Genomic DNA, 14,771 nt, shown 5'->3' with positions numbered 1-14,771 from the left:
TAATAAAATGAGATTTATAAATATATGATTTTTGATTATCTCAACTCATCTATTTCAATATAAAAATAGCTTTAATTATTTAAATTTAGCCTCAATCATTTAGATATTTCATAATGTGTAATATATATCTGCATGTAGTGAATTGTTATACTCTATGGCGGAGTTGTTTCGATTTTAAATAAAGCTATTTTTATCTCTTTGAGGCGTTTAAATTAAATAGAGATATTTATTTCATCTGAATTGGAGTAATAAAAATGGCTGATATTAATTTAAATAACATTCAGAAACATAGCGAAGTTATTGCCTCCTGCGGCACCCATGTCGGTACGGTCGATCATCTGGAAGGCAGCGATAAAATCAAACTGACCAAGCAGGATTCTGGCGATGGGATGCACCATTACATTCCGATCTCTTGGGTGGAAGAAATTCGTGGCAACCAGATTATCCTGAACAAGAATTCTGAAGAAGTCACCCGTCAGTGGGAAGCGGTATAACTTCTAAAAAGCACGATTTGCCCAGACTCGTGCTTTTTTTATCGCTAAAAATTGCATCTGATTGAGCAAAACAATAAATCGACCCAAAAATTTGGAGAACTCCATGAATCATTATCCTGACAGCCCATCTCCGCAAGAGAAACAGGAGCATCAGCCCGGTGTGCAATATAAAATGACGCCCGAACCTGAAATTATTAAAAGCAATTATCAGGGCAGTCAAAAACTCAAAGACAAGGTGGCCTTAATTACCGGCGGTGATAGCGGCATCGGCCGCTCCGTGGCAGTGCTGTTTGCCCGCGAAGGTGCCAATATTATTATTCCATATTTAGAAGAAGATCAGGATGCGCAAGACACCAAGCGACTGGTTGAGCAGGAAGGTCGTCAATGTCTGCTGATTCAGTGTGACCTGCGCCAACATGCGGCAGTGCAGCAGATGGTCGATCTGGCTTTGCAGCAGTTTCCGCATATTAATATTCTGGTCAATAATGCTGCTGTGCAATATCCACAAAAAACCATTGAAGATATTAATCCCGAACAGCTGCATAAAACCTTTGAAACCAACCTCTACCCGCTGTTTTATGTGACCCAGCTGCTGATTCCTCAAATGCAGGCCGGTGACAGTATTATCAATACCACCAGTATCACCAGCTATCAGGGCCATAATGAGCTGATTGATTATGCCAGCACCAAAGGGGCAATTACCGCTTTTACCCGTAGCCTGTCGACCAACCTGCTAAAAAATAAAACCGGGATTCGGGTGAATGGTGTCGCACCCGGCCCAATCTGGACGCCGTTAATTCCAAGCAGTTTTGATGAAGAACAGCTAAAAGGTTTTGGTGAAGATACCCCCATGGGCCGCATGGGTCAGCCAAGTGAAGTTGCGCCGGCTTATCTGTTTTTAGCCTCCGATGAAGCCAGCTATATTTCCGGTCAGGTGATTCATGTTAATGGCGGTACTATTGTCAATGGTTAACGGCATTTAAAGGCACACAAGCAATGTAGATAACATTTTGAGTTTTATTGAAACATGCAGATCTATACAGGAGTGAAACTGATGTCTAGAGGTGATAAGTCGGCCTATACCGACAAGCAGAAACGTCAGGCCCGCCATATTATTGAATCGGAAAAAGAGCGAGGCCATTCCGAAGAAGAAGCAGAACGCATTGGCTGGTCTACCGTCAATAAACAGGATGGCGGCGGTAAAAAGAAATCCCACTAAATGCCCTTCTGTTCTGCTGGAACCCTTTTAAACTTCTATAAAAATGCCAATCCTTAGGATTGGCATTTTGTTAGGTGATGACAAGTAGTCATCAAATTTTATTGAATCTGCTGCAGTGCTTGCGGGAATAAAAACTGGGTCAGTTGACGCGTGGCCCATAAACCAGTGGGATTATGATGCTGATGCGGCGCCAAGTAAGGCAATAGCAGATTGATTTTTTCTTCCGCGCTACGCGCCAGTTTTAATTGCTGCTGCAAGGCCTGCTGTTCGCTTGAATTGAAATAATCGACAATATAATCATCGACCTGCTGCACCGGGGTTACTGCCTTAAACGGCGCACGGCGTTCGGTATAGGCTTGGGCAATCCAGTCATAAATAATCTGCTGTTCAGCGACTGAAAACACCCCAAACATTTTACCTTCTTCATTGTGAATCAGCTGCCAGAAGCGGCTTTCACTCGGATGCTGGCCGCGTTTAATCCACTGTTTATCCTGTAACACCTGAAGGAACTCAACCACTTTCTGGTCATTGCTGAGCCATTCATTCACCGATGCCTGGGCAAAGCGGCAACGGTTATTATGAATCAACTTGCCGACCACAGCTTTTTTCTTGAAAATCTTTTCAATCAGCGGGGTTAAATCACTGTTTTTAATAATTTCAGTCGAGCCTAGGCCAACATCATTCAGGGCATAGCCACGTTTCAGTTTTTCAATAAACTCTGTTTTATTGGCGGCCTGACTATAGGCATATTCCAGCGCAGCGACTGAACGATGCGCGTGACCATTGTCCAGGTTATCAATGGTAATGTGCACATTAAAATACTGATGATCCAGCCCCAGCTCGGCCAGTTCATAATTACTGATCAGCAAATGCAGCGGCAACTGTTCATAGCCTAAATTAAAACCAATCACTTCCGGCAGATATTGCTGCGGCGCATAGGCCAGTGCCAGTTGCACCACGGGCTGATAATAGTATTCATCTTCCAGTCCTTCGACCAGATCTTGCAGATTCAGACTGCTGAGCAATTGCTGATACATCGACACGTGATTGGCTTTGGCTGAACCGAGGCCCAGCTCTTCCAGATAAATCATGATCAGATGCTGAAAATTTGGATCAGGCCAATGTTTTAAGGTGCTATACAGCCAGGAACCATCAACATATTTTACTGGCGCGACTTTCACCAGAAAGTCATAGGCTGCTGCTACATGCTGAAAGTATTCACGCTGACCACCAGCCTGACGCCGGCTTAAATACTGCTGATAGCGTTCACAATTCTGCATATTCTGCTGAAAAAGCCAGTCTTTGATCTGGACTGGCTCATCGGGTAAAGGAATAGATGGGGGATCTATCTGGTGAAGCTCGCGCTGTAAAAGCTGGGCCGAAAGCTTTTCTTTTTCTGGTGCTGGCGTGCTTTCATCCAGAAAGAAATGAAACAGCTCCCGATAGCTTTTTTGTCGTTCGAGTTTTAAGGGGCGATAACTGTTCTGAGAGACAACTGACATCTTGTTATTTTCCATTATTTTTCACTCAAACCAGCTTAGGAGATTCGCCAAAATCACCATAGTTCAGTTTTGTTAAACCACGTTAACTTGCCAGCTGCTCAAAAATAAAGCGCAGAGATATCAGAAATTTATAAAGATAATTCAGTTACATAATCGGCAAGTCCGGGCATTTTTTCTGTAAAAATAGCTCATCCTCCTGTAGCGCTGTTGCACTCAAGTTTGAGTCTTGAGTAAAAAATGCAGCAGTTGTGCAAAATAAAAAAGACCATAAGGCATCTTATCTTCTGGTCTTATAAAAGCTGGCTAAAATCTGCTGTTACTGGAATTTGGCTTTCAGCTGGGCCAGACAGGTACGAATCAGGTGACCGCCCTGCCCGATTTTGTCCTGCCAGTGATTTGGCACCGAACACTTGGCCAGACGCACCCAGACACTGGAAAACTGCTGGATAAAATTGGCTTCATTATAATGAATACCATATTCTGCACACAGCGCTTTAATTTTTGGCGCTACTTTGGCATAACGGTTGGCCGGCATATCCGGAAATAAATGGTGCTCAATCTGATGGCTTAAATTTCCACTTAAAATATGCAGCCACTGGGTGCCACTAAAATTACTCGAACCGCGAATCTGGCGGATATACCATTCAGCCCGGCTTTCATTTTCGGTGTTGTCGGCTTCAAAATTTTCCGCATCTTCAGTGAAATGGCCGTTAAAGATCACCGCGGATGCCCACAGGCTGCGAATCACATTGGCGACAGCATTGCCGGCAAAAACCGGAATGGCATTTGGCCCGGCAAGCAGCGGGAAAAAGACATAATCTTTGACCACCTGACGGCGCATTTTCTTTCTTAAACCGGCCGCTTCATCCCAGACCTGTTTCCAGGTTTTGGTTTTATAAACCAGTACATCTTCTAAATGCAGACGTTGCAGCCCCACATACCATTCAAAAAATACCATCAGCTGAATGGCCAGCGGAATATTCATCAAAAAACGCGGTTCCCATTTTTGTGCTTCGCTAACCCGTAGCAAGCCATAGCCGACATCGTGGTCTTTGTCGACAATATTGGTATAGGTGTGATGAATATAGTTATGGGTATATTTCCAGTCGTCTCCGGTGGCAATGGTGTCCCAGTCATAACTGGCACCGTTCAGGGTCGGATCATTCATCCAGTCAAACTGGCCATGCATGACGTTATGACCCAGCTCCATATTTTCAACAATTTTGGATAATCCTAGTAAACCAGTCCCCAATAACCATACTGGCGGAATCCAGCCGCCAAACATCAGCATCCCACGTGAGGCAATTTCACTATAGCGGACAAAATTACGGATTTTATAAATATACTGGGCATCTTTCTCGCCCAGATCGTCCATGACTTCACGGCGGATGGCTTCCACTTTGGCACCAAATTCCTGAATCTGAGCCTCGGTTAAATATTTTGACTTGCTGTTCGGATGTAACGCGGCAGGCATATTCATGTGATGTTCCCTCCAGATTATAAGTTAATCACGACAGGACTGATTGCCTGCGTCACACAAAGTTTGATTTGGGTATTATGGTTATGGTCAATTTCACCGGTCAGCAGATTACGCACGCTGCCGCTGACTTTGGTACAGGAACAGGTATTGCAAATACCCATGCGACAGCCATGGGCCGGTCTTAACCCGGCGGCTTCGGCACTGTCCAGCAAATTGCTGTTGGCCTGAAAATCCTGCTGCGAGCGCAAGAACTGCACCGGCTGCGCCTCCAGAGTTTCATCTGCGGTCATTTGAAAATACTCGGAATGAAACTGCTCGCTTAAATCCAGCTGCTGACAAATCTGCTGGGCGGCCTGCATCATCGAGGCTGAACCACAAGCATAAATATGTCGCTCACCCAGTTGCTCGACCGTGTTTTGCAGTAAGCTCAAAGACAGATGCTGATGCTGTTCTACAGTATTAAAATGATGATATTTAAAATGCGGATACATCAGCGCCAGGGTTTTAATTTCGGCATGGAAGGCATCATCCCGGGTGAAATACAGCAGGTCTATCGGCTGGGTCGAGCTGACCACGGCTTTTTGTAATAAGGAATAAATGGCGGTAATCCCACTGCCCGATGCAATAAAACATAAAGATGGAACTTGTGCCGGCAGTACAAAATTGCCCTGCGGCTGGGACAGCTCCACCACAGCCCCTGCCGGTAACCGGGTCAAAGCATTGGACATTTTACCTTGTCGTTTGATGGCCAGAATCACATCGCCGTTATCGAGCAAAGTGACAATGGAATAGCTGCGCTGCTGGCGGACCCCATTCATCGCCAGCGTGATCAGAATACTTTGTCCGGCCTGAAAACGCTGTGCCTGAAAATTCTGGTTGGGACGTAAATGAATTTTATAAAAGTCTGGACTTAATGCCTGAATTTCAACAACGCAGGCTTTGACTTTTTTCAATGCCCAGACTGGATTTATTTTTTCTGCAATAAAATCAATAAAATCTTCTCGAATCCACTCGGGTTTATACTCTACAGAAGTGCTCATAGCGGCCTCATGATTTTTTCAGTGAACGGATGTTCTTTTTTTAATGTTCATGCCCACTATATAGATTCATGATCTCGATTCCATGTGAATGCAGGACAAAACTTGTCTTTTCCTTATGTTTTAGCTGGTTTTGTCTGACAAGATTCTGCACTTTTTCGGTCCCGACTTCGATGGGAGAAGTTTTATTGTTCTGATTTGCTTTTGTGCAGGCGCAGGATTTTTCATGAAAATGTCGTATGCTTTTGTCAGACTCGGTGAAAATGCCTGATATTTTTGCTGTAATTGCCCCCACATTAGACTTAAGTCCAAAAAAGTCTAAAACCAAAAAAGCCAGAAGTGTCCTTCTGGCTTTTTTAATCTATAGCGTGTAATTAGAAGTTATAGATGGCCACCATATTAATACGGTTATCTTCACCTTTATTACTGCCATTCGTTGCTGCTTCTAAAGCTGTACGTTCACCATAGACATATTCCAGACCTAAGCTAACCGGCTTGATCGGACTATAAAACACGTTGGCCCATGCCTGCCATAAGTCTTTGTTGGCTCTAGTTGCATTAGACTGTGTCTCTGTTGCCGGTGTTGAAGCAATCAAGGCATTTTTATAGTTCTGATCATTATCAAAGCTCATATAGCCATAACCCACTGTGCCGCGCAGTTTTTCATTAAACTTCTGGGTCAGACCGACCGTAATCGAATCAAACTCGCTTTGCTCCAGACCGTTTGCACCCTGGATGGTGCCGGTATTGGCAAAAGACACAAAGCTGCTATCACCCTTCACATGGTAGTAGTCTGCTTTTAAAGTCGTGCTTGGGGTCACATCATATTTAGCGCCCAAGCCCACACCCCACGCCATTTCTTCATCAGAATTGATGCGTTTTTCATGGCCCATGGCACGTGCGCTCACGCTCATGTTATCGGCGAACTGATGATTTAAGCGCGCAGTTAAAGCCGGTAAACGCTGGGTGATGCTGTTATCTTTTGGGTCTTCAGCAGCCACCACCAGATTGGTTTGCGGGCTGAATTTCGCGGTATAACGCACTTGCGGGAAACGTTTAACTGCGCCACCGGCATAGGCCAAAGCATCGACTGTTTCCGGCATATAATCCGGCACTGCAAAGTTTGACCAGGTTTGACCAATTAACCAGTTGGCATAGCTCATATAAGCATGACGGATACGTAAATTATCAAATTTATCACCACCAAGGAAATCTACCTCAATTTTACCGCTCAGGGCTTTGTCACCAGCACCAACCGGTGCTTTAAAGTCCATGCCTAAACGGGTAGCAGAAAGTGTTGATCTTAAACGATCACTACTTTCATTATTGCCTTCTAACGCTACGGCATTAATATGGTTATATGGCAAATCTCGGCTACTGCCCTCAACCTGATAAGAACCATCCATACGGACGTTTCCATACAGGTTAAATTCAGCATTACCCAGCGTCATACCCAAGCCGCGCTTTTCAGTGCTGGCTTTTTGTGCAACAGGTGGTTGTACCGCAGTATTGGCAAGTTGGTTTAAATTCGCTTGAACCGTTTGATTTTGTTGAGCATATTGATGAACAAGTGCTTTCAGTTGTTGCACTTCCTGACGAAGCTGCTCAACTTCCTGGCTGCTTTGCGCATTGGCCATTACACTCATTGTTAAACCGACAGCAATTACTAAAGGTTTGATCATCATTGTTTTCATGGGCACACTTATCCTGTGACTATCCGTTTTTGTCGTTCCTGACAAAGTTTCATTGTTTTAAAGTTTGGCTAGCCTGAAGAACTCAAGCTAGCGGTTTGCTCAGAGATTAATGTGCAGAGCTTTTGACTGCTTTGACATTGCTGTTGGCGAAGCTTTCCTGCTTGGCTTTGGCACCATCTACCGAGACTTTCAGATTTACCATAAAGATCGCTACGGCTGCAATTAGACCAGGGATGGCAATCATCATGAAATTCATCTGGTGTGGCAGGTTTAAAGTCAGCAGTGCACCAGTCAGCACAGGCCCGACAATCGCGCCGATCCGGCCAATTCCAGAGGCCCAACCCATACCGGTTGAACGTACTGTAGTCGGGTAAAACTGTGCGACGAAAGTATATAGTAAAATTTGTGATCCAATGGTGGCTGCACCGGCAATGGCAATTAAGGTATACAGCACTGGCTGTGGACTGTTAAAGCCAAGCAGGATTAGCGCAATTGCCCCCACGGTGAACATAATGGTCAATACCGGTTTCAGATGGAAACGATCTGACAAGGCACCGCCACCAATTGCACCGACCATACCGCCAATATTCAGCGCGAACAGGAACAGCATACTTGCACCGAGTGAATAACCGGCCTGAATCATCAGTTTTGGTAACCAGCTGCCCAATGCATAGACCATTAACAGACACATGAAGAACGCAACCCAGAACATTAAGGTACTGAAGGTACGACCTTGCTGGAACAGTGCACGTAATGGGGCTTCATCACCGGCCATCACTTCATTCAGCACAAACTGGGTATTTGGCGCAATATTCTGTTCTGGAGCAATTTTCTGTACAAAGGTGCGGACCTGTTCTGTTTCACCTTTTTTGGTGAGGAACATCAGGGATTCTGGCAAGAATTTCCACAGCAGCGGTAACAGCAATAATGGTATACCGGCTAGGAAGAACATGATTTTCCAGCCATAATCTGCCACCAGCCATGCACCTAACAAGGCAGAGGTCATCCCGCCAATGGCATAGCCACTGAACATCACGGCAACCAGAGTACTCCGAATCCGTTTTGGTGCGTATTCGGTCATCAGTGCCACCACGTTTGGCATCACACCGCCAATGCCTAAACCGGCAAGGAAACGTAAAATACCAAACTCAATCGGGTTACTGGCAAAAGCACCGAGGAAGGTAAAGCCACTGAAAATGGCCACACAGATCATAATGGTCTTTTTCCGGCCCAGTTTATCGGAGAGCGTTCCGAAACTCATGGCACCGAACATCATCCCGAATAGTGCAGTACTGGCCAATAGCCCTGCCTCTACCGCACCAAGTGACCATTCCTGCATCAATAGTGGTAAAGCCACCCCGTAAATAACCAGGTCATAGCCGTCGAAGATAATAATTAATAAACACCATAAAAGTACGCCCCAGTGAAATGGCGTAAATTTCGCGTTATCAACTACCGTATTGATGTTTACTGAATCTGTTGTATTCACGATAAGCCTCCTGCTTGTGAAACCGTCCAAATTTTTGTAAACAATGACCCAATGCGTTATTTTTGTCCAAAACCGATTGCATATATATTCATACCTAAAAAGTTAGGCGAAAAAATTAGTTTGATAAACAATTGTTTATGTTTTAAACAATCTATCTTTATGTAGGAAATATAAATTAAAGTTTATTTGTAAACTGTGAAACATAAAAAAAGGTCTGAACAAAAGCGCGCCGTTCAGACCTGTTGCAACTTTATCTTTATAAAGGATGGAAAGAGCTAAACTTCAACGCCCTTAAATTACAGTACGATCATATTTAATCGCTTCCAGATCATAGACCTGATAAATACTGTCAAACAGCGAGCGGATATCTTCGCTTTCATCCATACTGCGAATCGCCAGGAAAATCGGGCTTTTAGCAGCATCATCGAGTAAAGGAATATAGTTCAAATGCGGCAACTGTATGGTACGCGCGCTTTCCGGGACTATGCACATGCCTTCACCAGCAGCCACCAGCCCCAAAGCCAGCTGAATTTCACGCACTTCTTTTAAACTGCGTGGCTCCAGACTGTATTCGGAAAACAGTCCGCGCACCTGGGTCGAAAAATTCGGTTTGGGATGGTTTGGATAGAGAAAAATATTTTCTTCGACAATATCTGAAAGGTATATACCCTGCCGCTTTGTTGCAAATAGATGACTGTCATGCACTGCCACCATGAGCGGTTCTTCACGTAATAAAATACGTCGAATGGCCGGATCGGAAATGCGTAAACGACCAAATCCGACATCTATACGACCTTCCTTTAAGGCCTGAATCTGGTTGGTGGTGGTCATTTCAACCAGTTCTATCTTTAAATTAGGATGTTGTTGGCGGAATAAATAGACTATTCTGGGGAGTAAACCATAAAGTAAAGAGCCCACAAAACCAATGGTCACGGTTTTCTCGACCATTCCCACCCGCTTGGTCATGGTTTTGATCTCTTCCGCATTAGACAAAAGTTTTACGGCATGCTGATAGAAAAATTGGCCTGCCGGAGTGGTCTGTAATGGGCGGCTACCGCGCTCAAATAGCTGAATTCCAAGCTCACTTTCCAGATTTTGGATCTGACGGCTTAAAGGTGGTTGCGCAATAAACAGTTTTTCAGCTGCTTTGGTAAAACTCTGTTCTTCTACCACAGCAACAAAGTATCTGAGATGTCTAAGTTCCATACCCTTTCCATACCTTTAGAATATAATAAAATGCCAAAATGATCTTCGACAGTGCGTTTCTATTCTTTTAAGGTATATCACATCAGATGCACAACGCAAGATTGCGAAGAGTAAAGTGATGTATAAATCCATTGAAACCATGCTTGTCGAGATTCCGACCATTCGTCCACACAAAATGGCGGTGGCGACAATGCAGACGCAAACCCTGGTATTGGTAAAGATCTCCACAGACGATGGTTTTGTGGGCTGGGGCGAAGCAACCACAATTGGTGGATTAGGCTACGGTGAAGAAAGCCCAGAAAGCGTAAAAACCAATATTGATACTTACTTCGCACCTTTACTAAAAACATTGGCAGGTTTGAACTTTGCACAAACCATGCGCGCCCTGAAAAAGAATATTAACGGCAACCGTTTTGCCAAATGTGCCATCCAGACTGCTTTACTGGACATTCAGGCACAGCGCCTCGGTTTACCACTGAGTGAAATTCTTGGTGGCCGTTTACGTGACAGCGTTCCTGTGCTTTGGGTATTGGCTTCAGGCAATACTGAAAAAGACATCGCTGAAGCGCAGAAGATGATTGAAATCAAACGTCACAATGTGTTCAAGCTGAAAATCGGCTCTCGTCCGGTTGAAGAAGATGTTGAACACGTGCTGGCAATCAAAAAAGCATTAGGCAAAGACGTTTCTATTCGTGTTGACGTCAACCGTGCCTGGTCAGAGCTTGAAGCCATTAAAGGTATTCAGCTGCTGCAAGATGGCGGTGTTGACCTGATTGAACAACCATGCGACATTGAAAACCTCGATGCGATGCGTCGCCTCACCCGCCGTTTCGATATTGCCATTATGGCAGACGAATCGTTAATGGGTCCAAACAGCGCTTACCAGATTGCCCGTAACAATGGCGCATCAGTTTTCGCAGTGAAAGTTGCACAATCTGGTGGTCTAATCGAAGGATGTGAGGTTGGCAAAATTGCCAAGCTGGCCAATATCGACCTGTACGGCGGCACCATGCTGGAAGGCCCGGTGGGAACCATTGCTTCAGCGCATGTGTTCTCGACTTTTGAAAGCCTGGCTTACGGCACCGAACTGTTTGGTCCATTGCTACTGACGGAAGAAATTTTAAAAACACCATTGCAATATCAAAACTTTGAATTGGTGTTACCAACCACTGCCGGTTTAGGTATTGAACTGGATGAAGACAAGCTTGACCGCTTACGTCGTCAATAAAGGAGCTAGACATGCTTTTTCACGTACGCATGGATGTCAATATTCCACTCGATATGCCAGCTGAACGCGCTAATGAAATTAAAGCCGTTGAAAAGGCATATTCGCAGGAATTACAGCGCCAAGGTAAATGGCGTCATATCTGGCGCATTACAGGCCAGTATTCAAACATCAGTATTTTTGATGTTGAAAGCAACGAAGAACTGCACAACCTGCTGCAAGGTCTGCCGTTGTATCCATACATGAATATTGAAGTGATGGCGCTTAACCGCCACCCATCTTCTGTCCGTGATGATGACACCTGATTCACAGTTCATATCGGTATTTTAAGAATTTAAAGCCGCTATCGGGGTAGCGACTTTAGAAGTCCAAAGGGTAAATAAACAAGGATTGTGGCCAGCCAGATCAGCCAGCCAAACAAGCATTCAGGCAGCCACGACAACTATATACATACATTCAAGGAGTAATTGTATGGATCGTCAAACCATTGAAAATGTAGTTAAAGCTTGTAACGTGGACACTTCAGAAGGTCCAGTAAATGCACGTGTACAACAGGTACTTGTTCGTTTAGTTACAGATTTATTCCAAGCGATTGAAGACTTAGATTTAAGCCAATCAGAAGTTTGGAAAGGTATTGAAACTATCATTGATATTGCAAAAGCTGATGAGTTTGCATTGATGGGTTCTGCTGTAGGTCTTGAACACTTCCTAGACTTACGTGCTGACGAAGCTGACGCGAAAGCAGGCTTGACTGGTGGTACGCCACGTACAATTGAAGGTCCATTGTATGTTGCAGGTGCGCCTGAATCTACTGGTTTTGCTCGTATGGACGATGGTTCTGAAGAAGGCAAAATCCCGACTTTAATCATTGAAGGTACAGTAACTGACACTGACGGCAACATCATTCCTGGTGCTAAAGTTGAAGTATGGCATGCAAACAGCCACGGTAACTATTCATTCTTTGATAAGTCACAAAGCCACTTCAACCTACGTCGCTCAATCTTAGCTGACGAAAAAGGTCAATATGTTGCTCAAACAACTATGCCTGTAGGTTATGGCTTAAACCCTGAAGGTCCACTTCAAGGTGTATTGAACCAAATCTCTCGTCACGGTCAACGTCCAGCTCACGTGCACTACTTCATCTCTGCACCGGGTCACCGTAAATTGACAACTCAATTCAACATTGAGGGTGACAAATACTTATGGGACGACTTCGCATTCGGTACACGTGAAGGTCTGGTAGCCGTTGCTGAAGATGTGACTGATGAAGCTGAAATCGCGCGTCGTGGCTTGAAAGGTCCGTTCAAATACATCCGTTTTGATGTAGTTCTTCAGAAAGATAAAGAAGGTGCTCCTTCTACTGAAGTTGAACGCCGCCGCGCAAGCGCTTAATCATACAGGGAACCGAAATGTCTACTCCCAGACATTTCGGTGACTTACCCAAATTTGGAAAGTCGGAGAACGGACATGCCTCGTATTCCAGTAATTAACACCAGCCATTTAGATCGTATTGACGAATTACTTGTTGAAAACTATGAAACAGGTGAATTTAAGCTACATCGTTCAGTATTTACAGACCAGGCCATTTTTGACCTTGAAATGAAATATATTTTCGAGGGAAACTGGGTGTACTTGGCACATGAAAGCCAAATTCCAAATAACAACGATTATTACACCACTCACATGGGCCGCCAGCCGATCATCATTGCACGTAACCGTAACGGTGAACTGAATGCCATGATCAATGCCTGTTCACACCGTGGTGCACAGCTTTGCCGTTACAAACGCGGTAACAAAGCGACTTATACCTGCCCTTTCCACGGCTGGACTTTCAACAACTCTGGTAAGTTGTTAAAAGTGAAAGACCCTGCCGATGCGGGTTATTCAGACTGCTTCAACCAAGACGGTTCACACGACCTGAAAAAAGTTGCCCGTTTTGAAAACTACAAAGGTTTCTTGTTCGGTAGCTTAAACCCGGATGTTCCACCACTAGAAGAATATCTTGGCGAAGCCACCAAAATTATTGACATGATCGTGGGTCAGTCTGACCAGGGTCTGGAAGTATTACGCGGCTCATCAACCTATACCTATGAAGGTAACTGGAAGCTGACTGCTGAAAACGGTGCCGATGGTTACCACGTGTCTGCAGTACACTGGAACTATGCTGCAACCACTCAACAACGTAAAGAAAAAGAAGCTGGCGACAATATTCGTGCTATGAGTGCAGGTTCATGGGGCAAACAAGGCGGTGGTTCTTACGGCTTTGAAAATGGTCACATGCTACTTTGGACACAATGGGCCAACCCGGAAGACCGTCCAAACTTTGCCAAAAAAGATGAATATACCGAGAAATTCGGTGCGCCAATGGCGAAATGGATGATCGAGCGTTCCCGTAACCTGTGTATCTATCCAAACGTCTACTTCATGGACCAGTTCGGTTCACAGATTCGTGTACTTCGTCCACTGTCTCCAACCAAAACTGAAGTGACCATTTACTGTATCGCTCCTGTCGGTGAAGACGCTGATGCACGTGCACGTCGTATCCGTCAGTATGAAGACTTCTTCAACGCTTCAGGTATGGCAACTCCAGATGACTTGGAAGAGTTCCGTGCATGTCAAGCGGGTTATGCCGGTATTGCCCTGGAATGGAACGACATGAGCCGTGGTGCCAAACACTGGATCCAAGGTCCGGATGATGCGGCTAACGAAATTGGTTTAAAACCAAAACTTTCAGGCATTAAAACTGAAGATGAAGGTTTATACCTTGCTCAACACGAATTCTGGCTCAAACTTATGAAAAAAGCGATTGCTGACGAGAAAGAGCTTGCTGCAACTGAAGGAGAAAACGCATGAGCGCGATTACTTTAGAAAATATTGCTCAATTCCTCTACCGTGAAGCACGTTTTTTAGACGATGAGCAATGGGACGACTGGTTACAGTGCTATGCGCCAAATGCAGAATTCTGGATGCCAGCCTGGGATGACGATGACAAACTGACTGAAGATCCACAGTCTGAAATTTCACTGATCTACTACCCGGATCGTCAAGGTTTGGAAGACCGTGTGTTCCGTATTAAAACTGAACGCTCTTCTGCCACCATGCCGGATACCCGTACCAGCCACAACATCAGCAATATTGAAGTGGTTGAGCAAAACGGTGATTTAGTCACAGTGCGTTTTAACTGGAACACTTTAAGTTTCCGTTACAAAACCAACTACAGCTACTTCGGCATGTCACGTTATGTGATCGATTTCTCTGGCGAAGAACCAAAAATCGTGAACAAGTATGTGGTTCTGAAGAACGACTACATCAACCAAGTAATCGACATTTATCACCTCTAAGACTGTATTGATTTACAGCTAGGTAAAAACCTTTCAGCTAGATGGAATTTTGGCTGAAAGGTCAAGTTTTAAAGATTTCTATAG

14 protein-coding genes are annotated in these 14,771 nt (G+C 44.6%); 8 read left to right on the top strand and 6 right to left on the bottom strand.

All coding sequences use genetic code 11. The annotated features are described in order from the left end of the window. The first annotated feature begins 254 nt into the window (after nt 1-254). The 3 genes from FTT68_RS10880 (at nt 255) to FTT68_RS10870 (ending at nt 1,713) form a co-directional block, all read left to right on the top strand. Nucleotides 255-494 carry a DUF2171 domain-containing protein gene (locus tag FTT68_RS10880; protein WP_104471337.1) on the top strand — a complete coding sequence of 80 codons (240 nt, stop codon included), beginning with the start codon at nt 255-257 and terminating at the stop codon, nt 492-494. 91 nt (nt 495-585) lie between these two features. Beyond that, the gene (locus FTT68_RS10875; RefSeq protein ID WP_228127888.1) at nt 586-1,467 is read left to right on the top strand and encodes an SDR family oxidoreductase; all 882 of its coding nucleotides are present in this window, start codon (nt 586-588) and stop codon (nt 1,465-1,467) included. Nucleotides 1,468-1,548: 81 nt separating this feature from the next. Continuing rightward, entirely contained in the window at nt 1,549-1,713 is a 165-nt protein-coding gene (locus tag FTT68_RS10870) for a hypothetical protein (protein ID WP_016658124.1), read from the top strand. Nucleotides 1,714-1,811: 98 nt separating this feature from the next. Here the strand turns inward: FTT68_RS10870 and FTT68_RS10865 are convergent, their stop codons facing one another. From FTT68_RS10865 to FTT68_RS10840, 6 genes are all read right to left on the bottom strand, one after another. After that, nucleotides 1,812-3,215 (bottom strand): iron-containing redox enzyme family protein, encoded by a 1,404-nt coding sequence (locus FTT68_RS10865; RefSeq protein WP_228289510.1) that lies wholly within the window; start codon nt 3,213-3,215, stop codon nt 1,812-1,814. Between the two features lie 316 nt (nt 3,216-3,531). Continuing rightward, nucleotides 3,532-4,695: a fatty acid desaturase gene (locus FTT68_RS10860; protein ID WP_373685560.1), complete on the bottom strand. Its 1,164-nt coding sequence runs from the start codon at nt 4,693-4,695 to the stop codon at nt 3,532-3,534. A gap of 17 nt (nt 4,696-4,712) precedes the next feature. Beyond that, on the bottom strand, nt 4,713-5,735 hold the full coding sequence (locus FTT68_RS10855) for a ferredoxin reductase (RefSeq protein ID WP_180057677.1): 1,023 nt from the start codon (nt 5,733-5,735) through the stop codon (nt 4,713-4,715). Between the two features lie 371 nt (nt 5,736-6,106). Then, a complete protein-coding gene (locus tag FTT68_RS10850) occupies nt 6,107-7,426 on the bottom strand; it encodes a DcaP family trimeric outer membrane transporter (RefSeq protein WP_180057674.1) in 1,320 nt (439 codons plus the stop codon). 106 nt (nt 7,427-7,532) lie between these two features. Beyond that, entirely contained in the window at nt 7,533-8,915 is a 1,383-nt protein-coding gene (locus tag FTT68_RS10845; protein ID WP_160243162.1) for an aromatic acid/H+ symport family MFS transporter, read from the bottom strand. 291 nt (nt 8,916-9,206) lie between these two features. Continuing rightward, nucleotides 9,207-10,121 carry a LysR family transcriptional regulator gene (locus FTT68_RS10840; RefSeq protein WP_005178075.1) on the bottom strand — a complete coding sequence of 305 codons (915 nt, stop codon included), beginning with the start codon at nt 10,119-10,121 and terminating at the stop codon, nt 9,207-9,209. 118 nt (nt 10,122-10,239) lie between these two features. Here FTT68_RS10840 and FTT68_RS10835 point away from each other — a divergent pair, with 118 nt between their 5' ends. The 5 genes from FTT68_RS10835 (at nt 10,240) to benB (ending at nt 14,687) form a co-directional block, all read left to right on the top strand. Continuing rightward, nucleotides 10,240-11,349: a muconate/chloromuconate family cycloisomerase gene (locus FTT68_RS10835; protein WP_180057671.1), complete on the top strand. Its 1,110-nt coding sequence runs from the start codon at nt 10,240-10,242 to the stop codon at nt 11,347-11,349. Nucleotides 11,350-11,360: 11 nt separating this feature from the next. After that, on the top strand, nt 11,361-11,651 hold the full coding sequence (gene catC / locus FTT68_RS10830; protein WP_005178078.1) for a muconolactone Delta-isomerase: 291 nt from the start codon (nt 11,361-11,363) through the stop codon (nt 11,649-11,651). Nucleotides 11,652-11,817: 166 nt separating this feature from the next. Next, complete coding sequence (catA, locus tag FTT68_RS10825; RefSeq protein WP_180057668.1) at nt 11,818-12,738, top strand: catechol 1,2-dioxygenase; 921 nt, start codon at nt 11,818-11,820, stop codon at nt 12,736-12,738. Between the two features lie 75 nt (nt 12,739-12,813). Further along, nucleotides 12,814-14,199, top strand: coding sequence for a benzoate 1,2-dioxygenase large subunit (gene benA, locus FTT68_RS10820; protein ID WP_180057665.1), 1,386 nt, complete (start codon nt 12,814-12,816; stop codon nt 14,197-14,199). Beyond that, the gene (benB, locus tag FTT68_RS10815) at nt 14,196-14,687 is read left to right on the top strand and encodes a benzoate 1,2-dioxygenase small subunit (protein ID WP_005178081.1); all 492 of its coding nucleotides are present in this window, start codon (nt 14,196-14,198) and stop codon (nt 14,685-14,687) included. Before benA ends, benB begins: the two co-directional genes overlap by 4 nt. Nucleotides 14,688-14,771 lie beyond the last annotated feature (84 nt).

Origin of the sequence: Acinetobacter sp. Q85-2 (assembly GCF_013420555.1) — a bacterium.
Classification (GTDB): Bacteria; Pseudomonadota; Gammaproteobacteria; order Pseudomonadales; family Moraxellaceae; genus Acinetobacter; species Acinetobacter indicus.
Note: the sequence above shows the minus strand (reverse complement) of the source record. Positions and strands in the feature narration are given on the sequence as shown.